This is a genomic window from Rossellomorea sp. H136 (assembly GCF_056838065.1).
Window position 1 is genome coordinate 2,936,420 of sequence record NZ_CM166371.1, and the last position, 18,493, is coordinate 2,954,912.

The following is an 18,493-nucleotide window of genomic DNA, read 5'->3' on the forward strand; positions in this document are numbered from 1 at the left end:
GAAAGGCACTTTAGAGTTAATCCCCATTATGTGAATGAACATTCCTTACGATGTGATTTTCAATTCGATGGTTGAAAAGATCCTATACATCTTCTTCCCATTCTTCATCAATGATACATTTGGCAATCAGATACTCGAATGTGATATCCGCTATTTCTTCCAGCTCATCTTCTGACGGTACATATCCTCTTTGAACGAGTTCTTTCATGAAGAACTCGGCAATTTCCTCGGTGTCGATAAAGACTTCTATCTCCCGCATGTGATCGCCCCCTTTGATTCTCAATTTATGACAGAATGCTTCCAGTTATGCTATGAGAAAAAAGTTTTCATAAGACTTAAAAGACAAGCATAGACTTTATCATCAAAGATAAGGAGCGATTCGATGTTAAGCATATTTACTCAAAAAACGAAAACGATGTTAAAAGATTTAGAAAATGGTGAAGGAATGATTGTCTCAGGAATGCAGTGGATTCTTAGGGTTGTATTGCTATCATTTTTAATCATAAGCGTTCCAGTTTTTCTGTATATCATGTGGCTTATTCCTTCTCTTTAACAATAGATTGTGAGCTTGTATGAGATCTCAATTGTTCTAATACATAGTCCATCTTATTCTTATATTTAGTATCTTCAAAGAGAAGATACAGTGCTTTGTAATCATTATAATGATCCAGAAGCTGATCAATCCAACTCGGCTTTGGGTGAGCAGATGAACGAAGCGATTTTATTTTGCCTTCTTTTTTCTGCGGAAATACGAATCCGTATTTCTTTATAAAGGCCTCTGCTTGCTCTTCATCTGCAACTAAGGTGATTTCATCTTCGTCTGCTTCTAACCACTCTCCATCTGTAATTCTCATTAACTCATAAATAACGTCTTCCCAGGCATCGTCCTTATAACGCCATATTTCCGTCCTGAATCCTACCACTTTAAAGAGATCCTCTTCATACCCTTTGACAATAACCAGATCTCCGAATAGAAATTTATATTCAATATCGATCTGTTCCTGTTCAAAAATGTATCCATCATAAGAATCAAGCAATTCTAATGCTTTCTCCTTGAAAAGTCCTTCACTTTCGTTTACCTCATATAAAAACTCACCATCGAGTTTTTTAATATCGGTGATTTTCCCGACAGTACCATAGATTGTTACAACTACCGTTTCTCCAACTCTGAATCTAGGCTCTTTTCGTTTCTTCATTCTCCCCTCACCCTTAATCGCCTTTTTTATATGATATGCAACAACAAGCATATCGGTATACACGAAAAGCCTTTTTAAAAAAGGACCGACATTTGTCTAGAACAAATGTCAGTCCATTGGCTTAAAGGATTATTAGGTTAAACTTTTTCTTCTAATAAATAGGCGTCCCATGCCATATCGAATATGGACATATTTTCAAGATAATGACCATTCATTTCAAGGTAAGAACTAATCTCATGGTATTGTTTTGATTGTTTAGGAAAGCTATGATCATCATAAGCTGAATTTGCGAAATGAGTTAATTCATCCTTGGCAGTAGGCTGCCTATATTTCATTAAATAATGATAAAAGGATTTTCTCATCTGTTCCACCTACCCTTGTGGTTTCTTTTCTAAAAGGATAGCCGAAGAAGATGAATTCGTAAAGTGTTTGCTTTAAGTGAGTATATCCACTGTTAAAATCGAAAGTAATTTTTCTTTAGTAAACGCGGGAGTTCCATTAATTCTGTGTAAGTGATCACTTTATCGATTAAATTGGTGTCGATTAACATAAGCTGGTCTTCTATTTCATTGATGACCGTTTCTTCCTGATACTCCATTCCACAATGACTGCAGCTCATGCTGGGGACATTCGAGATTTGAATCGCTCTTGTACCATCAGGAAGCTCCCAATACACGTTCGATTGATTCTCATGAGCTGTCTCACCTTCACACCATTCGCATACTTTTGCATTATTTTTATCCATTGATGGTTTTTTCCTTATCATCATTTTTATCTTGTTCCATTTTTGATAGCATCGCTTTATGCTTCTTTTCTTTAAGCTGATCTCTTTTTCCTCTAAAGTCCTTAAGGGAATTGTGATCCGGATTTTCCTGATATTCCTTTCGTCGCTCCAAACGCTTAAGTCCACTCGGGGTGAGGGAAGAATGGGTTTGATTCATCAATCCGGCAATTCCAATGGTTGGTTCTTTAATCTCTTCATCATGATACACTTCTTTAAAATAATCATCTGCCCTGCCTGCTACGTATTCTTCCGGTTCCGGATAGGTAGAGATGACTCCTTCAAAATTACGGACGACCACTTTTGAAGCACTTTGAGAAATAAGGTAATTCGGTTGCAGGGAAATTTTCCCTCCACCACCGGGGGCATCTAACACAAAGGTCGGTACGGCATAGCCGGATGTATGTCCCCTTAAGCCTTCGATAATCTCCAGCCCTTTGGATACAGGTGCACGGAAGTGGCCGATTCCTTCTGATAAGTCACATTGATAAATATAGTATGGACGTACTCGAATCTTAACAAGATCGTGCATAAGCTTTTTCATAATAGGCACACTGTCGTTTATACCGGCGAGAATAACCGCTTGATTCCCTACAGGGACCCCTGCATTTACGAGCATCTCACACGCTTTCTTGGACTCTTCCGTAATTTCGATCGATGTATTAAAGTGAGTATTCAACCACACGGGATGATATTTCTTCAAGATATTACACAGGTTCTCGGTAATCCGCTGTGGAAACACTACTGGCGCCCTCGTTCCAATCCGGATGATCTCGACATGTGGAATCTCTCTTAAATTCTTTAAGATGTATTCAAGAATCTGGTCATTAATCAGTAGACCATCCCCACCCGATAGCAGTACGTCTCTTACACTTGGAGTATCCCGGATATATTCAATGGCCGCATCAAGTTGCTTCTTTGGTACGCCCATTCCAATTTGTCCCGAAAACCTTCTTCTCGTACAGTAACGGCAGTACATGGAGCATTGATTGGTTACGAGAAATAGCACTCTGTCAGGATATCTGTGCGTCAATCCAGGAACAGGGGAATCTTCATCTTCATGTAAAGGATCCTCCAGGTCATACTTCGTTTTATGGATTTCCTGACCAATTGGAACAGATTGCATCCGGATAGGGCAGCGCGCGTCATCCTCATTCATTAACCATGCATAATAAGGAGTAATATTAAGCGGGATTGTTTTAGTCGAAATCTTTACACCTTCCTCTTCATCCGGTGTCAGGTTTACCACTTTCTTTAAGTCATCGAGGGTCCTGATGGTGTTTGTCAGCTGCCATAACCAATTATTCCATTGTTCATCCGTTACATCCTTCCAAAGCTCAATATCCTTCCAATGCCTTTTCGGTTTATAGAGATTCATTTTCATCTACTCCACCAACTTTCAAAAAAGTATCTTTCTACCAGGAACAGAACTATACATTAGCCTATGAAATAGGATCCCAATCGGTTTTCATCCTTTTACATTACACTCAAATCTTTTTCCCAAATGTTCATATCTTCCATTTTGTCGAAGATGATGCAATTGTTCGCCAGTCTTCCTCCGTATCGATATCCGAGCTGATGGAATACCGCATTCATACCAAATGAAAGTGCCCTGGCAATCGTATAGGCACAGAAAATGTCGCGGTTAAGCAGTTCCCATTCCAATTTTCGGATCAGGTGCTTCATATACCCGCCTTTACGATAGGAAGAGCGTGTAGCACAATCCGTTATTTCGGCGTTCTTACAGGTTGATGATACATCAGCGGAAGCTGCACTGATGATTCTTCCTTCCTCCTCGATATAAACAAAGATTGTCCCACTTTTCATTGACTCTCTAACATAGTCGGGATTGTGTAATGGTACAGGATATAGCTTAAATACTTCTTGATAAAGGTCGGCCAACTGCCCTGCATGCTCTTCTGTCGCGACGGAAATCGGTTTAAAACCTTCGCTTTCGTGTCTACCGAGCTCCTGTACGGATTGAAGAATGGCATCCTCATCACTCCAGTACGAGCTATTTCTTCTTTCATCGGTTAAAAACTTACTCATAAAAAAAGCTTTATCCCCATTAAAGTACGCGTTTACTCCCCCCTCCAAGATGAAACCTTTTTCGAAAAAAAAGAGAGATTGATCCCTTCTTGCTTTCACAATTACCTTTTCATAAAGTTTGGACTGAGTCTCTTTCTTCACATACTCCCACAATAATATCGGGTTCCCTCTAAACTCATCCACCCGCAGCCTTCTGTTATAGCCATCTTTATAAATGGCAGCTTCTATCTTCGGTTTTTTAATATATTCGTATGTCTGCATTCTTATAAGCCCCTTTTTTACCAACATATGAAGTGATAAGGTAAGTTATGAAACAAACCATTATAAAAAGGAACAACCTATGTCTTTAATCATGAGAGTTGTTCCTTCTGTGGATGATATGAAGTTTTTAAGATTACATTGAAGCTGACCAACGGTTTGTGAAAGGGTTAAATATCATTTATTACTCTATACCCATAAAGAAAAATTATGACTCTTTATTACACCAATCCAAAATAAATAAGGAAAGTATTTCAGCAGTTTGATAAATTTTATTCAATTCGATGAATTCGTTTGCGTCATGAGCCACTTCAGTTATTCCAGGACCGAATACGACGACCGGAATATTCCCTCCCCTAGATAGGATTCCACCATCCGTTCCCCAGGGAGAAGCTTCAATGATGGGGGTGGTTTGCAATACTTCATTGGCATGATAGCAAAGCTTTTCCACTAATTCATGGTCGCAGGAAAGGTCACCAGGCTGCCACCTTCCACCAAACCATTCGATTTCCACAGGATAATGATCAAACCATGAATCAATCTTATCCAACTTCGAGAGGGCATCCTCTACCTCTTTTTCTACTAGTTGTAGGGACTCCCATGGTCCAACCCCCACCCTTCCCTCAATGATAGCAAGATCAGGAACGGAGGATGGCCACTTTCCGCTTTCAATTCTTCCAATATTAATGGGCAATGGAATGGGAATATTTTCATATAAAGGATCGTCCACCCTCTTGTTTCTGGATAATTCCAATTCTTGAAGAGTTTGAATGACAATATAGGCTTTATCAATTGCGTTTACCCCTTCATACCTGGTGCCCCCATGTGCCGATTTTCCTTTTACTTTCAGGCGGAACCACATGGATCCCTGTTGCTTCGGAAAGATCTTCATATTGGTAGGTTCTGGAATAATGGCAGCATCTGCTTTGTACCCTCTCATTAAGGCGGCAAGGGTCCCGGTCCCGCCACTTTCCTCCTCTATCACACTTTGAAAAAGGATATCACCTTTCAGTGGGATGTTTAATTCCTTCACAATTTCCAATGCAAGGAGTAAAGCAACAGATCCCCCCTTCATATCGGTTGACCCTCTTCCGTAAAGCTTTCCATCTTCAATCACACCACCATAAGGATCATATGTCCAATTCTCCCTGTCACCTTCTGGTACGACATCAATGTGGCCATTTAACAGGAGACTCCTGCCTCCACCTGTTCCTTTTAACACACCCACTACATTTGGGTTGCCTTCGAAGTTCTCACGATCACATCGATAAAAAGGATGATCCAACACATCCGATTCTTTCACTTCCCAAATGTCCAACTCCAAACCAAGCTTCCTGCATTTCTCGATGACAATCGCCTGTGCCTTAGATTCATTTCCCCTAACACTATCTTCCTGCACTAACCTTTGCAGGAGCTTGATTGTACTTTTCTTTTTTTCTTCTATTATTTCCTTGATGAGACGGTGAGTTTCCAATTCGGTTCCTCCTAGTCTATATACTTGATAGTGGGGCTCAGGGTATATTGAGCTTCTGTTGTCTCTTTAATATCTTGAAGTGTGTATGGATTAAATAGTTCTTTTAATATCAATCGACCATCCTCAATTGTAAATACGGCCCTGTCTGTTATGACCATTGAAACACATGATCTCGTCGTTAGTGGAAGCGTGCATTCCCGAACAATTTTGCTTCCACCCTTTTTATCTAGATGGGTCATGAGCACTATGACTCTCTTTGCCTTCGAGGCAAGTTCGGTTGCACCTCCCATCCCCGGTACTTTTTTGCCTGGTATGATCCAATTGGCAAGATCGCCTTTTTCACTGACTTGCAGGGAACCCAGAATCGTTAAATCGACTTTGCCCTGGCGAATCATGGCAAATGCGATGGAGCTATCTGTATAACAGCCTCCATTCATTAATGAAACAGGGTATCCTCCCGCATTACACAAATTTTCGTCCTCTTGCCCTTCCCTTGGTGCAGGCCCGATTCCAATAATTCCGTTCTCCGATTGAAAAACAACGGGAAACCCCTGGGAAAGATGATTTGGAACAAGTGACGGTATTCCGATTCCTAAATTTACAATCATATGCTCTTTCACTTCCAAAGCAGCACGCTTTGCTAACTTATCTTTCAATTCGTTTCCCAGGCCCATTTCCAGTCGACTCCTTTAGATAAAACAATATGATCTACAAAAACACCCGACGTGACAATTTCCTCAGGATCCAACTCGCCGACATTCACAATTTCTTCTGCCTCTACAATTGTGATATCTGCTGCCATAGCCACAAGGGGATTCGTATTTCTGGCACTTTTATCATAAATGAGGTTCCCAAATGTGTCGGCTTTTTTGGCATATACTATTCCCACTTCGGCAACCAGGGCTGTTTCATATAAGTAACGGTCCCCATCTATCTCCAGTATCTCTTTTCCTTTATTTAAATAAGGATCATCCACACCTATTTCGGTTACGATACCCTTCAACCCCACTCCACCAGCCCTGATTCTTTCGGCCAATATCCCTTGTGGAGAAAATTCAACTTCAAGCTTCCCTTCACTCATTAATCGACCTGCTACAGGGTTAGACCCGATATGGGAGGCAATCACCTTCTTTACTCTGTATTGTGCAACCAGTTGTCCGATTCCGATATGAGGAAAACCTGTATCATTTCCAATAATCGTGATATCCTTCGTTCCCCAATCCAATAAGTGCTTACATATAGTAGGAGGAGAACCCACCCCTCCAAATCCGCCAAACATCAAAATCATTCCGTCATTAAAAAAATGTTTTATATTTTTATAGCTGCTTCTTTTGTTATAAAGACGCGACATATTTAGATCTCCTTCCAATTCTCTTCTACTAGTTGAAAGGTTCTTCTTATTCTTTTAACCATCTCCTCGAGCTCCCTTTTCGAACTGTTCAATGGAGGAGTAACCATAATGGCCGATCCCTTCCTCCCATCTATCCCCGCCGCTGCGGGATATAATAAAATCCCACATTCAACCCCGGCCTTAACAATATAAGAAGTAAATGGTGCTCCAAGGGAATTCAACTCTATGCCCAACATCAGTCCTTTTCCTCTCACATCTTGCACAAAGGAAAATTCAGTTTTTAATTTTTCTATTAGATTTTTCAAGTATGTTCCTTTATGACCGACACCTTCAATCATCTTTTCTGAATCAATCAGTTTTAGAACGGCAAGAGCTGCTGTTGCAGACATAGGATTTCCACTAAATGTATGACCGCTCATAATGACTCTTGACCCATTCAATATCGGCTCCATAACGTTATCGGAAATGAGCGTGGCAGCAATAGGGGCATATCCAGCACTTAATCCTTTCCCTATCGCTACAATATCGGCCTTTACCTGCCACTGCTCTAAAGCTAAAAAGGTTCCAGTCCGACCACAGCCTGTCATTACTTCATCTGAAATAAACAAAATATCATGTTTCTCACAGATTGATTTTATCCGTTTATAATAACCTTTTGGAGGAGTAATCGCCCCACCTGCCGCACCGATGATCGGTTCTGCCATAAAGGCAGCAATATTATCTGCACCTATTCTGCTGATCATCGTCTCTAATTGAGAAGCACAGGCAAGATCACATGATGGATGCGTTTTTCCGAAAGGACAGTGAGCACAATAAGGCGGCTCGATGGTCGGCCAATCACCTAAAAAGGAGTCGAATCGTTCTCTTCTGGATGGATGTCCAGATGCGGATAATGCACCGAAAGTGATCCCATGGTAACTCAGCCATCGGGATAATACCTTTCTTTTCATTGGTTTTCCTTGTTCCTGCCAATGCTGGATGGCAATTTTGATGGCCGTCTCAACAGCCTCAGAACCACTATTCACGAAGAAACTCCATGGATAGCCTGCCTTATCGTGCAGAAAGGCAGCTAAATCCTCAGCAGGCTGATTACTGAATTGAGACCGATACACAAATGCCACTTTATTTCCTTGATTCACAATCGATTGAAGAATTTCTTCCATGCCATGTCCTACATTTGCCGTAACTGCTCCAGAACAAGCATCTATATATTCCCGGCCATCAGTATCGTACAAATACACACCTTTGCCATAATCAATTGTCGGATAGTGTTCACCAATCAACGGCTTTATTAAATGCGAATGAGGCATAATCCCCCTCCTGAAAGAATCAGATTCGTACTCTCTTTCGATTCGCTCATCTGGTTGCATAAAAGATTTCCCTACCATTATTCATATGTATGAAAAACGGAATCTTTCTTTTCTTTAAGAAAAATGAATAGGACAAATAAATTTTTTATTAAAGCTCAAAGCCTCATCAAAAATGAAAAATATTTTCTTTCAGCAAGAGTTTATTAATTGAAATATACTAAGATTCTTAAAAATTCGACAAAAAATTTGCAAAGTGACTAGATAAATCAGGACGATATGTATAAAATAATGGTAAGATAATCCTATAATACTACTTTTTGCTTATCTTCAGGAGGGGGAAATGGTGAAAAAGACAAGAGAAAAACATCTAAAAAAAGCACCAAAAACGAAGAAAAATAAGAAAGAAAAACAGAAAAAGACTTTGGGAGCCTTCTCTTATTTCCGGACAATACGGGGAAAAGTGGTTCTGTCATTCGGTTTATTGACCATTGTCCTTCTAGTCCTTGCCTCAACTTCTTACTTCAATATGATGAAGCTTGAAAAAGAGATCAACACTCTGATTACATACGATATGCAGGTTGATACAAAGGTGAAGGATTTATCGAAGGTATTAAATGAGATTGAAATTGGAGAACAAGGCTTTGTCATTACGGGGGCAACGGGATTTTTGGCCCCCTATCAAAATGGTAAAGGTCAGGTAGAAAGTCACATCGAAGAATTGAATAATCTATTACAGGACGATCAGGAGCAGCTTGATAAATTGGATAAGATCGAAGCTCAATATGGATTTTGGATTCAATTCGTTGACCGGGTAATCGAGACACGGAAGGATAAAGGGCTTGAGCAAGCAGCAACACTCGTTGAATCTGGTACGGGTAAGAAATATCTGGACGGAATACGCTCATATGTTGATATGATTGTAGTCGACCAACAAAAGGATCTGAATAATCGTATTGATTCTCTAAATCAACAGGTTTTCCTGTCCAAAGTCGTTACCATTGGCTTATCGGCATTTGCGGTTTTATTGGCTATCTTCTTCGGAATCATTTTATCTCATACAATTAAGACGAACACCAGGAAAATCAGCCGTTCTATTTTAGAAATAGCAAACGCTGGCGGAGATTTAACAAAACGCATTCATGTTAAATCCAAGGATGAGCTTGCTGACCTGGCATCTGATACAAATCAGCTTATCGCCGGAATCGCCATCCTGGTAAAGCAGGTTTCGGAAATGGCCGAAAACGTATCAGCCAGTAGTCAGGAACTTCTTGCATCAGCCGAAGAAACATCAAGGACGATTACTTCCATTGCAGAAACATCCACTGAAATTGCAGCTGGAAGCGAACAAACAACAAGTCGGATGTCTACCTCATTAGAAAAAATGAATAGTTTGGAAGAAGCCGCCCGTTTCTTATTCAATCAAGCAGAACAAGTACGAGAAACTGCACGTGATATGAGGGTAGTTGCTGAACGAGGCGGCAAAACCGTTCAAGCCTCTTCTTCTAAAATGATGAACATTGAAGAAACCATGTCCAATACAAGTGAAACCGTCGAAGCGTTAGGACAACGTTCATCACAAATTACGACGATTATCGGTACCATTACTGACATTGCAGAGCAAACCAACCTTCTTGCTTTGAATGCTGCCATTGAAGCGGCACGTGCCGGAGAGCATGGAAGAGGCTTTGCAGTTGTGGCAGATGAAGTCAGGAAACTGGCGGAACAATCCCGACAAGCGGCAAAAGGTGTAACCGAAATCGTACACAGTATACAAGAAGAAGTGAATGTCATTATTAAGCAAAACTCGGATGGAGTAAAAGAGGTTATCGCAGGGGTCGAAATCACAAATGAAACAAACGCCTCCCTTGAAGATATACTAAACCAAACCACAAAAACAACAGTAGTAGTGGATGAGATGGTTGGTCATATTCAGGAAACCCTTAGTCTCAGTCATGATGTAGCAGCTTCATTTGCCCTGGTCAATGAAATTGCTGAAGCTACTGCTTCTAACACAGAAACCACTGCTGCTGCCTCCGAGGAAGGATCAGCTGCAATGGAACAAGTAACGGCAAGCGCTTCAGAGCTTTCACAACAAGCGGAAAAATTGAAAGAACTAATTTCAAGTTTTAAAATTTAAGACTAAAAAAGAGCCGTCGAGGACGGCTCTTTTTCATTTCTCATTAACAACAAAATCTGGAATCACTTCCCGCAGTAGCAAACGGCTCCAATAATAATTAACAGGATGAATAACACAACAATCAACGCAAAATTATTGACACCGGCAACTGGATAAGCATATCCACCTTGATAGCATGGATCACAACCATAACCATAGTTCATACCTATCACTCCTCAAAAAATATTTATTTACATTACACTGTATGTCATTCACCTAGAAATGGTTTGTGTATTTGCCTAATTTATTTAGCTCTACTCCTTTTCTGTACCGTAGCCTTTCTATATAATAGGAATAGATTTTAAGAGAAGACAGGAGAAATGACAGTATGAAATGGTTTATAAAATCGTTTATTAACGGTGTTCTAACAATTGTTCCGATTGGATTGGTCACTTATGTAGTTTATAAAATGTTTCTATTCCTCGATGGTTTATTAGGAAATGTTTTAAAACCCTATCTTGATGAAAACTATATTCCCGGTATTGGGCTACTCGCAACCATCGTTCTATTGACCTTGCTCGGTTGGCTTTCCACAAAGTTTTTTACAGGTACGATCATTCGTATAGTTGATATCCTTTTACAAAAAATCCCCTTTGTGAAAACGATTTACTCGGTCATCAAAGATACCATTCACTCTTTCTTAGGAGAAAAGAAGTCCTTTTCCAAAGTGGCGCTCGTCAAAATGCCTGGTACAACAATGAAATGCCTGGGCTTTATTACGACAGAGAACCTTGCAGATTTGCATAATGACCTGCAAGATCACGTAGCCGTATACGTACCTCAAACGTTTCAAGTAGCAGGAGTCACCTTTTTGATTCCCAAAAGTGATATTGAAATATTGGAAATTAAATCTGAAGAAGCGATGAAGTTTATATTGTCTGGGGGAATGACGACCAAGAAGGAAGAATAGTTGATAAGCTGATTAGACAATATCATTGCGGTGATTTGAGAGGGACCCGATGGACACCTTATAAAAAAGACCGGCAATCAAGCCGGTCCATATCTATTATTTAGTTGAAATTTCCAATACCTCATCTTGTCCTGCTGTAACAGACGTCAACTCTTTTTTCACTAGTTCAGCCATGTCATCCCCGTTCGTTAAGATGATTGGTGTGATGGTACTTTTTGCTTTTTCTTGAACGAGGTCTAAGTCATACGTAATTAATGGATCTCCCACATTCACTTTGGACCCTTCTGAAACATGTGCTTCAAAGCCTTCACCGTTCATTGAGACTGTTTCAAGACCGATATGGATAAGTATTTCAGCACCGTTTTTTGCTTTGATTCCAACAGCGTGCTTTGTTGGGAAAAGCTGCATGATTTCGCCGTCTACAGGTGAAACCACTTTACCTACTGTAGGATCAATAGCAATCCCATCTCCCATCATCTTTTGAGAAAATACTGGATCTGGAACCTCTTCTAGTGATTTTAATGTACCCGTTAAAGGCGCTACTGCATGAACGGTTTTAGGTGCCTCTTCCTTTTTACCGAAAAGCTTTTTTAACATATTCATTCACCTTCCTATATTTATTTTATATACACATTTGTAGCTCAATGTAAACATGAGAAAGTCTATTTTAGCACATATGTGAAGAGTTTCACAACACTTCATTATTTTAGAATAACTTTTTGTATTCCCCGTATCCCTCTTCGTCAAGCTTTTCTGCCGGGATAAATCGAAGAGCGGCAGAATTAATACAGTATCGAAGCTTGGCTGGTCCCGGTCCATCATTAAAGACATGACCCAGGTGAGAATCTGCTTCTTTACTCCTCACTTCCGTTCTGACCATAAAATGACTGCGGTCTTCTTTTTCAGTGACTTCCTCTTCATCTATCGGCTTTGTAAAACTTGGCCAACCACAGCCGGCATCATATTTATCTTTTGAGCTAAAGAGAGGTTTACCTGAGACGACATCTACATAGATTCCCTCTTTAAACGTATTCCAATACTCATTATTAAAAGGAGGTTCAGTACCATTCTTCTGTGTGACATCATATTGTTCAGGAGTTAACGTTTTCTTTAAATCTTCTTTACTCATTTCTCTTCCCCCCAATGATTTTCAATAAATGCTATTCTTCCAGACCCTAGGCTGTATCGATTATAATGACCAGGGTTTTTTTTGTAATAACCCTGATGATACTCCTCTGCAGGATAAAATTCCTTCGCTGGCAGAATTTGAGTAGCAATCGGCTTTTGAAACTTACCTGACTGCCCAAGTATCTTTTTAGATTCTTCCGCCAGCTTTTTTTGCTCTTCATTGTGGTAGAAAATAACCGTTTTATACGAATGTCCACGGTCAAAGAATTGCCCGCCTGGATCGGTTGGGTCAATTTGCTGCCAATATACTTCCAGTAATTTTTCGTAAGGAAACACTGATGGATCGTATTCAATTTGAACGGCCTCATAATGACCAGTCGTTTCCGAGCATACTTCATTATAAGTTGGATTCGGAACGGATCCTCCCGTGTAACCTGAAATCACACTGCCAATCCCTGGCTGTTCATCAAATGGTTTCACCATGCACCAAAAGCAGCCTCCGGCAAATGTAGCTTTTTCATAATGCAAAGCTTCCGACATGCTCATCATCCTTTCTATTTCACTCTACTCACTATTCCCTTTGTAAGAGATTTTAACGCATTCACGTTAAAAGGGAAAATATTAAGCTTGTTGAATTGGTTTACAGGTAACAATGTAAAAATAGACCCTGGAGTCATCCAGGGTCTATCGTACATCTATTATTTAAGCTTTCTCTGCTTACCGATATTCTTCCATTTTTTTCGTTCTAACGACTCCAGTCGCTTATTCCCTTTTCTCTCCATGTAGGCAATTTCCCTTTGCAATTTCAGATAATGCGCGAATCGTTCCTCTGACAGAGTACCCTCTTGTATCGCTGTTCTAACCTTACAACCAGGTTCATCCTCATGACGACAATCGGTGAATCTGCATTGAAGTGACAACTCTTCAATATCGTTATACTGTGTGGAAAGTCCTTCTTGTCCCTGCCATATTTGAATCTCCCTCATACCGGGCGTATCAATGATGGATGCACCACTATCCAATAAGAATAACTCTCTGTGTGTTGTGGTATGGCGCCCTTTATCGTCTGATTCCCTAATTTGTTTGGTCTTTTGAACGTCATCTCCTACAAGAAGATTGACTAGGGTCGATTTACCCACACCAGAAGAACCGACAAGCGCAACCGTTTTGCCCTTTTCCAGATAGGGATGCAATTCCTCAATTCCCTCATGATTTACAGCGCTTATTGCTAACACTTTAACCCCGAGCAATGCCCTTTCAACTTCTCTCTTTTTCTCCTCGATATCCTCACATGTGTCGGATTTTGTAAGAACGATAACGGGATTTGCTCCACTCTCCCAGCAGAGAAGTACATACCGCTCCATCCGTTTACTGTTTAAGTCGTCATTTAAAGAAGATAGAATAAATACAGTGTCTATATTCGTAGCAATGATTTGCTCTTCTGCTTCTTCCCCTGCCTTCTTTCTTGAAAACTTACTCGTTCGGGGCAACACCTTTTCTACGATTGCGCCTTCCTCGCTTAGGAGAATCCAATCCCCCACTGCAGGAAGGTCTTCCCGCTTAACCGTTTGGAACCTGAGCTTCCCTGAGATTTTACTTAATCGATCTTCTGTTTTGGTCATGACCATGAAGGCACCCTTTTGTTCGGTCACAACTCTTCCTAACATGTATCCTTCTTCTTCAAGGTGTTCCACCATTTCAAATACATTTTCTCTGTTATTCAATTTAGTTCCTCCCAAAAATTAAAAAATCCGTTGCGTGATTCTACACGTCAACGGATTTTCAAGTTTGAAAGAAAAAAATCAGTTTATCCCGTTAAAAGTGAGTTGACGTGCAGAACCATTACGAAGCATATTTTTTAGTTTACTTTTATAACAAATCAATAATAAGTTCATATGTCATCACCCACTTTCTCAATTATTAATTTTATTATCCAGTATTTTCTTCTGAATTGCAAGTGATTTTTCTGACTTTTTCAAAAGATGGGTACTTTCACCATTTTTCCTCCTCCGCATAATCTATTGTGTTAATAAACAAAAGGGAGAGATACGGATGAGCCAACACGATTATTTGAATAAAGCGGCGATGTATGACTTATTATCCGGTTATTATAAATACTCAGATCCATCCATGCATATTCATTACTATCAAAAACATTTAAAATACATGAGGCTGGCTTTGCATGCACAGCGCGCTGATATGACTACATCCACCCAGCCTTCTTATGTTCGCGTTTTACATGCTGTACCCGATGCACCAAATGTGGATGTTTACGTGAATGGAAACCGTGTTTTAAGGGATGTGGCCTTTAAGGATGTAAGTGATTATTTAACATTACCGGCTGGGAAATATCATATTGATGTTTATCCTGCTGGTACAAGTGTGACGACTATTATAAGCAAAAAAGTAAAAATCGACCCAGGCAAAATTTATACTCTCGCCGCTGTAGGTACTCTAAATAAACTACAACTCCTTCCGTTCATTGATGACCCGACGGTTCCCAGCGGAGAAACAAAGGTTAAATTCATTCATCTTTCCCCTGACTCCCCTGCTGTGGATATCGCAGTAAAAGGTGGAGACGTCATATTTCCGAATGTATCATTCAAGCAAGCTAGCGATTATCTAGGATTAACTCCAATGACAGTCAACTTGGAGGCAAGAGTGGCAGGGAGTAAAAATACGGTCCTGAGTGTTCCGAATGTTAAATTAAGTCCTAATCAAGCTTACACCATCGTAGCTGTTGGGTTAGCCAACGGAACCCCCGAATTAGAAGCCATTCTATTAAAAGGATAATCACGTCTGTGTTCCGGTTTGTGCCTACTTACGTATGTATACGAAAAAAGGTGGCTCCCATCAGGTGGCCACCTTTTTCCTATTGAGCACGATCTACTGGTACTAACAACCGGAATGAAATATTGTCTTCCTTTAAATTAAATTCGTTCGCTCTTACTTTAATATCACTCTTCAATTTCATGTCCTGGAATGAAACGTAGATTAATTCATCTGTAGGTTGTATCTTCACCCATTCCGGAAAGTTATATGAATCTCTCATTACCTTCAATACGTATGAAACCGGCAGATTTAATTGTCCTACTGATATGGATTTCTGTTTCAGAAGGATGTCTCCATTTTCCAGTGCTTTAGGTTCAAAATCCAACTTAAAGTCTAAGTTTGATGTAAATACCGGAACAGACCCCATTAATTCCACGTCGTCTTTTAGCTGAACCTTATAATCAACAGGTCCCTTCATTCCTTCAGCTTCAATATAATGTTCAATAATCAGATTTAAGTCCTTTTTGTTTGTTTCTACATTAAATCCTACTTCTTGATTGGTGTTTTTGTTGCTTTTAGGCAGTGCATCATCTTTAATCGGCATAAAAATCATTGAAACAATGATGGCTAATCCTATGAATACCACTCCTAAAAGAACAAAAAAACCGACCTTCCATTTGTTCTTCATGACGGCTGCTCCTCTTCCTCAACAGGTTTCGTTCTATCTGTCAATGTAGCTAATGTTTCCCCTTTTGTCAGGTTAATAAACATGCGATCTGCAATCATTTTATAGCCTTCATCATTTGGGTGAAAGTAGTCTTCAAATAATAAAGTATCCCCTGCATCAATAAATAAGTCCTCTATCTTAACGAATAAGGTTTTATCATAATCTGAAAGAATCTCCCTGCTGGCATCATTCCAATCATGAATCACCTGGTTGACTTCTTCAATATCAGAAAACCATGTATTGAATGGATTATATAACCCTACAAGTACAATTCCTGCATTTGGGTTATAGCTCCTGATCGTCTCGATGATTTCTTGTAACCGCAACTGGTATTGTCGTTTCTCTTCCTGAAACACTTCTAACTTCAAGTGTGAAAGATTTTCACGGAAAATTTTCATAACGTCGTTTCCGCCAATCGTGATCATGACTAAATTTGCTTGTTCAATAGATGTTTTCACATCTTCTTTTTTCAATCTTTTTAATAATTGGTCGGTACGGTTCCCTCTTACCCCATAGTTATGAAATTGGGCGTCTTTTACTCCATCCAGTGATTCCAGATGTTTCTCTAAGTAAGGGACATATCCACCCTTTTTCGTACTATCACCTACACCTTGAGTTAGTGAATCGCCCACTGAAACAACTTTTAAGTTCTTCGGTATGAAGGTTTCGTTCGGATTATCTTTATCCCACATGGATACTTCTCTTGTAATGTGCTCAGCAGCATCTTCTAACGAACACCCTGACAGGAAAAAAACAAAAGCGAGCATGATAATCGGTAGTTTTTTCATATGCGTCACCTCGCTTGCACTTTAGTATTATTATATCACGCTTGTTTCGTCATGAAACCTTTGTAAACAAATCATTAATAACATGTAAATTTATGTGACTTTGTCACTTTTGTTCATTAACTATCGGCTGGGACCAGATTTCAACGTCTCAAATACCTCTGTGATAATCTGCCCATAGTTGAACTGCTTTGCGATCTTATGGACCTGCCAATTTTCTTTTTCCTTTGATTGCCTAAAATCTCCTATGCTCTGACCAAAAGACCAGCCTATATTGGTGGAACCCGGATAGGAACTTCTTCAAACACCATTTTATCGCCACCGCAAGAGTCCACATTGCCAATAAGTCATGCAGGGGACTTCCTTTCTTTTGATTTCAATTTAATAAGAAAGAATCATTTTTTTATCTATCGGCGAGATCAGACCAAACTTCTTACCTATTATACTTTTATGATATGATTGCATTGGTTATGAGGACGCAATAAGATTCATAAAATCATCAAGAAAAGGTACAAACCTGCTTTTATAAAAGTGGTACAATACATTTATAATCTCATAGGGAAGGGGAACGTATGAAGAAAAATCTCTTATTATATTTCACTGTTGTTATTGGTATTTTAGGCATTCTTGCGGGTTGCTCAAGCAATCAGGAGAAGGAAGCTCATCATGATCATACAGCCGCCAATGGGGATCTTCGGGAAGAAACTGATTCGGTTGACACACTTCCCTCTTTTCTCGATGATAAGGATGACAATATGAAGCTAATCTATTCTTCAGCTGCTAAAAACCCTGAGCTGTTACAATATATCCCATGTTATTGCGGGTGCGGTGATTCTGCCGGGCACGAGAGCAATCTGAACTGCTTTGTTTACGAAATAAAAGGGGAAAAAGTGGTATGGGATGATCACGGTACCAGGTGTCAGGTGTGTTTGGAAATTGCGGCAGAATCCATTGTGAAGTACAAGAATGGAGAATCCATCAAGCAAATTAGAAACTTTATTGATGAACAATATAATGAAGGATTCGCTAAGCCTACACCGACGCCTATGCCTTCATAATTTTAAAAAACAGCAGATGATTCTGCTGTTTTTTAAAATGGCTCTTTTCGCAAAGATTGTTGTTTTCTAATATAGAATCTGCGAGGGCTCTGTCAACCAGTTTATGCTGGATGGTGAGGGGAACTGCTCCGCTTGCAGCTAGCGTTCGGCCGAGCCTCTTCAGCTTCGCTTCCGGGGTCTCGGCACGCCCAAAATCCGCCGGAGTCTGCGCAGTTCCCCTCACCATCTAAAACAGAATTTTCATGACAGAGCTTCAAGGTGTGCAAGAAAACAATATAATTAGAAAAAAATAACTCTTCTTCCTTAAAAGGAAAATCAATCTCTACTTATCTTAAATGAGATTGTTTGCTAAAATTCTTGTTTTTATTGTTTTCCATTAAGGATACATGCTCAGAAAGTTGGTTCTCGCTGTAGGATGCTCGACTCCTGCGGGAATAGCTGGACAGTACGAAAAGTGGAGGGGCTTTGCCCAGGGGCGACAAGCATAAGACGAGTCTGCTGGAAAGGCGCACTTTGCC

At 40.0% G+C, this 18,493-nt stretch carries 22 protein-coding genes; 5 read left to right on the forward strand and 17 right to left on the reverse strand.

Features of this window, described 5'->3' with window-relative positions; all coding sequences use genetic code 11:
- Positions 1–82: 82 nt before the first annotated feature.
- Positions 83–259 carry a YozD family protein gene (locus tag ACYH0O_RS14970; RefSeq protein WP_148969368.1) on the reverse strand — a complete coding sequence of 59 codons (177 nt, stop codon included), beginning with the start codon at positions 257–259 and terminating at the stop codon, positions 83–85.
- A gap of 123 nt (positions 260–382) precedes the next feature.
- Between ACYH0O_RS14970 and ACYH0O_RS14975 the strand changes: the two genes are divergently transcribed.
- Entirely contained in the window at positions 383–553 is a 171-nt protein-coding gene (locus tag ACYH0O_RS14975) for a hypothetical protein (RefSeq protein ID WP_482629361.1), read from the forward strand.
- Here ACYH0O_RS14975 and ACYH0O_RS14980 read toward each other — a convergent pair.
- The 9 genes from ACYH0O_RS14980 to ACYH0O_RS15020 form a co-directional block, all read right to left on the reverse strand.
- Positions 537–1,196, reverse strand: coding sequence for a hypothetical protein (locus ACYH0O_RS14980; RefSeq protein WP_482629362.1), 660 nt, complete (start codon positions 1,194–1,196; stop codon positions 537–539). The genes ACYH0O_RS14975 and ACYH0O_RS14980 overlap by 17 nt on opposite strands.
- A 137-nt stretch (positions 1,197–1,333) precedes the next feature.
- The gene (locus tag ACYH0O_RS14985; protein ID WP_148969370.1) at positions 1,334–1,558 is read right to left on the reverse strand and encodes a YozE family protein; all 225 of its coding nucleotides are present in this window, start codon (positions 1,556–1,558) and stop codon (positions 1,334–1,336) included.
- 92 nt (positions 1,559–1,650) lie between these two features.
- Positions 1,651–1,941 carry a YokU family protein gene (locus ACYH0O_RS14990; protein ID WP_149156831.1) on the reverse strand — a complete coding sequence of 97 codons (291 nt, stop codon included), beginning with the start codon at positions 1,939–1,941 and terminating at the stop codon, positions 1,651–1,653.
- Entirely contained in the window at positions 1,934–3,361 is a 1,428-nt protein-coding gene (gene kamA / locus ACYH0O_RS14995; protein ID WP_149156832.1) for a lysine 2,3-aminomutase, read from the reverse strand. The genes ACYH0O_RS14990 and kamA overlap by 8 nt, the downstream gene beginning before the upstream one ends.
- A 92-nt stretch (positions 3,362–3,453) precedes the next feature.
- Positions 3,454–4,287: a putative beta-lysine N-acetyltransferase gene (ablB, locus tag ACYH0O_RS15000; RefSeq protein WP_482629363.1), complete on the reverse strand. Its 834-nt coding sequence runs from the start codon at positions 4,285–4,287 to the stop codon at positions 3,454–3,456.
- 205 nt (positions 4,288–4,492) lie between these two features.
- Positions 4,493–5,758 carry a peptidase gene (locus ACYH0O_RS15005; RefSeq protein WP_482629364.1) on the reverse strand — a complete coding sequence of 422 codons (1,266 nt, stop codon included), beginning with the start codon at positions 5,756–5,758 and terminating at the stop codon, positions 4,493–4,495.
- 11 nt (positions 5,759–5,769) lie between these two features.
- A complete protein-coding gene (locus tag ACYH0O_RS15010; protein ID WP_482629365.1) occupies positions 5,770–6,432 on the reverse strand; it encodes a 3-oxoacid CoA-transferase subunit B in 663 nt (220 codons plus the stop codon).
- The gene (locus ACYH0O_RS15015; RefSeq protein WP_482629366.1) at positions 6,411–7,109 is read right to left on the reverse strand and encodes a 3-oxoacid CoA-transferase subunit A; all 699 of its coding nucleotides are present in this window, start codon (positions 7,107–7,109) and stop codon (positions 6,411–6,413) included. The genes ACYH0O_RS15010 and ACYH0O_RS15015 overlap by 22 nt, the downstream gene beginning before the upstream one ends.
- A gap of 2 nt (positions 7,110–7,111) precedes the next feature.
- The gene (locus tag ACYH0O_RS15020) at positions 7,112–8,419 is read right to left on the reverse strand and encodes an aspartate aminotransferase family protein (protein WP_482629367.1); all 1,308 of its coding nucleotides are present in this window, start codon (positions 8,417–8,419) and stop codon (positions 7,112–7,114) included.
- A 340-nt stretch (positions 8,420–8,759) separates the two neighbouring features.
- Between ACYH0O_RS15020 and ACYH0O_RS15025 the strand changes: the two genes are divergently transcribed.
- Positions 8,760–10,556 carry a methyl-accepting chemotaxis protein gene (locus ACYH0O_RS15025; protein ID WP_482629368.1) on the forward strand — a complete coding sequence of 599 codons (1,797 nt, stop codon included), beginning with the start codon at positions 8,760–8,762 and terminating at the stop codon, positions 10,554–10,556.
- A gap of 62 nt (positions 10,557–10,618) precedes the next feature.
- Here the strand turns inward: ACYH0O_RS15025 and ACYH0O_RS15030 are convergent, their stop codons facing one another.
- A complete protein-coding gene (locus ACYH0O_RS15030; protein ID WP_113970745.1) occupies positions 10,619–10,759 on the reverse strand; it encodes a YjcZ family sporulation protein in 141 nt (46 codons plus the stop codon).
- 164 nt (positions 10,760–10,923) lie between these two features.
- Here ACYH0O_RS15030 and ACYH0O_RS15035 point away from each other — a divergent pair, with 164 nt between their 5' ends.
- Entirely contained in the window at positions 10,924–11,505 is a 582-nt protein-coding gene (locus ACYH0O_RS15035) for a DUF502 domain-containing protein (protein WP_149156839.1), read from the forward strand.
- A gap of 96 nt (positions 11,506–11,601) precedes the next feature.
- Here ACYH0O_RS15035 and ACYH0O_RS15040 read toward each other — a convergent pair whose 3' ends face one another.
- From ACYH0O_RS15040 to rsgA, 4 genes are all read right to left on the reverse strand, one after another.
- Positions 11,602–12,102: a PTS sugar transporter subunit IIA gene (locus ACYH0O_RS15040; protein ID WP_482629369.1), complete on the reverse strand. Its 501-nt coding sequence runs from the start codon at positions 12,100–12,102 to the stop codon at positions 11,602–11,604.
- A gap of 109 nt (positions 12,103–12,211) precedes the next feature.
- Positions 12,212–12,634 (reverse strand): peptide-methionine (R)-S-oxide reductase MsrB, encoded by a 423-nt coding sequence (gene msrB, locus ACYH0O_RS15045; protein WP_482629370.1) that lies wholly within the window; start codon positions 12,632–12,634, stop codon positions 12,212–12,214.
- Positions 12,631–13,173 carry a peptide-methionine (S)-S-oxide reductase MsrA gene (gene msrA, locus ACYH0O_RS15050; protein WP_482629371.1) on the reverse strand — a complete coding sequence of 181 codons (543 nt, stop codon included), beginning with the start codon at positions 13,171–13,173 and terminating at the stop codon, positions 12,631–12,633. The genes msrB and msrA overlap by 4 nt, the downstream gene beginning before the upstream one ends.
- Before the next feature lie 158 nt (positions 13,174–13,331).
- Positions 13,332–14,357, reverse strand: coding sequence for a ribosome small subunit-dependent GTPase A (gene rsgA / locus ACYH0O_RS15055; protein WP_482629372.1), 1,026 nt, complete (start codon positions 14,355–14,357; stop codon positions 13,332–13,334).
- 328 nt (positions 14,358–14,685) lie between these two features.
- Between rsgA and ACYH0O_RS15060 the strand changes: the two genes are divergently transcribed.
- Positions 14,686–15,426 carry a DUF4397 domain-containing protein gene (locus ACYH0O_RS15060; protein WP_482629373.1) on the forward strand — a complete coding sequence of 247 codons (741 nt, stop codon included), beginning with the start codon at positions 14,686–14,688 and terminating at the stop codon, positions 15,424–15,426.
- Positions 15,427–15,505: 79 nt separating this feature from the next.
- Here the strand turns inward: ACYH0O_RS15060 and ACYH0O_RS15065 are convergent, their stop codons facing one another.
- Both ACYH0O_RS15065 and ACYH0O_RS15070 read right to left on the reverse strand, forming a co-directional pair.
- Complete coding sequence (locus ACYH0O_RS15065) at positions 15,506–16,093, reverse strand: YpmS family protein (RefSeq protein ID WP_482629374.1); 588 nt, start codon at positions 16,091–16,093, stop codon at positions 15,506–15,508.
- Positions 16,090–16,920, reverse strand: coding sequence for an SGNH/GDSL hydrolase family protein (locus ACYH0O_RS15070; RefSeq protein ID WP_482629375.1), 831 nt, complete (start codon positions 16,918–16,920; stop codon positions 16,090–16,092). Before ACYH0O_RS15070 ends, ACYH0O_RS15065 begins: the two co-directional genes overlap by 4 nt.
- Before the next feature lie 569 nt (positions 16,921–17,489).
- Here ACYH0O_RS15070 and ACYH0O_RS15075 point away from each other — a divergent pair.
- Entirely contained in the window at positions 17,490–17,975 is a 486-nt protein-coding gene (locus ACYH0O_RS15075) for a PCYCGC motif-containing (lipo)protein (protein ID WP_482629376.1), read from the forward strand.
- Positions 17,976–18,493: the final 518 nt, after the last annotated feature.

What these genes read in the sequence shown, in the direction of transcription:
- ACYH0O_RS14970 (WP_148969368.1), bottom strand. Translation starts at nt 259, where the DNA reads ATGCGGGAGATAGAAGTCTTTATCGACACCGAGGAAATTGCCGAGTTC.
- ACYH0O_RS14975 (WP_482629361.1), top strand. Translation starts at nt 383, where the DNA reads ATGTTAAGCATATTTACTCAAAAAACGAAAACGATGTTAAAAGATTTA.
- ACYH0O_RS14980 (WP_482629362.1), bottom strand. Translation starts at nt 1,196, where the DNA reads ATGAAGAAACGAAAAGAGCCTAGATTCAGAGTTGGAGAAACGGTAGTT.
- ACYH0O_RS14985 (WP_148969370.1), bottom strand. Translation starts at nt 1,558, where the DNA reads ATGAGAAAATCCTTTTATCATTATTTAATGAAATATAGGCAGCCTACT.
- ACYH0O_RS14990 (WP_149156831.1), bottom strand. Translation starts at nt 1,941, where the DNA reads ATGGATAAAAATAATGCAAAAGTATGCGAATGGTGTGAAGGTGAGACA.
- kamA (WP_149156832.1), bottom strand. Translation starts at nt 3,361, where the DNA reads ATGAAAATGAATCTCTATAAACCGAAAAGGCATTGGAAGGATATTGAG.
- ablB (WP_482629363.1), bottom strand. Translation starts at nt 4,287, where the DNA reads ATGCAGACATACGAATATATTAAAAAACCGAAGATAGAAGCTGCCATT.
- ACYH0O_RS15010 (WP_482629365.1), bottom strand. Translation starts at nt 6,432, where the DNA reads ATGGGCCTGGGAAACGAATTGAAAGATAAGTTAGCAAAGCGTGCTGCT.
- ACYH0O_RS15015 (WP_482629366.1), bottom strand. Translation starts at nt 7,109, where the DNA reads ATGTCGCGTCTTTATAACAAAAGAAGCAGCTATAAAAATATAAAACAT.
- ACYH0O_RS15020 (WP_482629367.1), bottom strand. Translation starts at nt 8,419, where the DNA reads ATGCCTCATTCGCATTTAATAAAGCCGTTGATTGGTGAACACTATCCG.
- ACYH0O_RS15025 (WP_482629368.1), top strand. Translation starts at nt 8,760, where the DNA reads ATGGTGAAAAAGACAAGAGAAAAACATCTAAAAAAAGCACCAAAAACG.
- ACYH0O_RS15030 (WP_113970745.1), bottom strand. Translation starts at nt 10,759, where the DNA reads ATGAACTATGGTTATGGTTGTGATCCATGCTATCAAGGTGGATATGCT.
- ACYH0O_RS15035 (WP_149156839.1), top strand. Translation starts at nt 10,924, where the DNA reads ATGAAATGGTTTATAAAATCGTTTATTAACGGTGTTCTAACAATTGTT.
- ACYH0O_RS15040 (WP_482629369.1), bottom strand. Translation starts at nt 12,102, where the DNA reads ATGTTAAAAAAGCTTTTCGGTAAAAAGGAAGAGGCACCTAAAACCGTT.
- msrB (WP_482629370.1), bottom strand. Translation starts at nt 12,634, where the DNA reads ATGAGTAAAGAAGATTTAAAGAAAACGTTAACTCCTGAACAATATGAT.
- msrA (WP_482629371.1), bottom strand. Translation starts at nt 13,173, where the DNA reads ATGTCGGAAGCTTTGCATTATGAAAAAGCTACATTTGCCGGAGGCTGC.
- ACYH0O_RS15060 (WP_482629373.1), top strand. Translation starts at nt 14,686, where the DNA reads ATGAGCCAACACGATTATTTGAATAAAGCGGCGATGTATGACTTATTA.
- ACYH0O_RS15065 (WP_482629374.1), bottom strand. Translation starts at nt 16,093, where the DNA reads ATGAAGAACAAATGGAAGGTCGGTTTTTTTGTTCTTTTAGGAGTGGTA.
- ACYH0O_RS15070 (WP_482629375.1), bottom strand. Translation starts at nt 16,920, where the DNA reads ATGAAAAAACTACCGATTATCATGCTCGCTTTTGTTTTTTTCCTGTCA.
- ACYH0O_RS15075 (WP_482629376.1), top strand. Translation starts at nt 17,490, where the DNA reads ATGAAGAAAAATCTCTTATTATATTTCACTGTTGTTATTGGTATTTTA.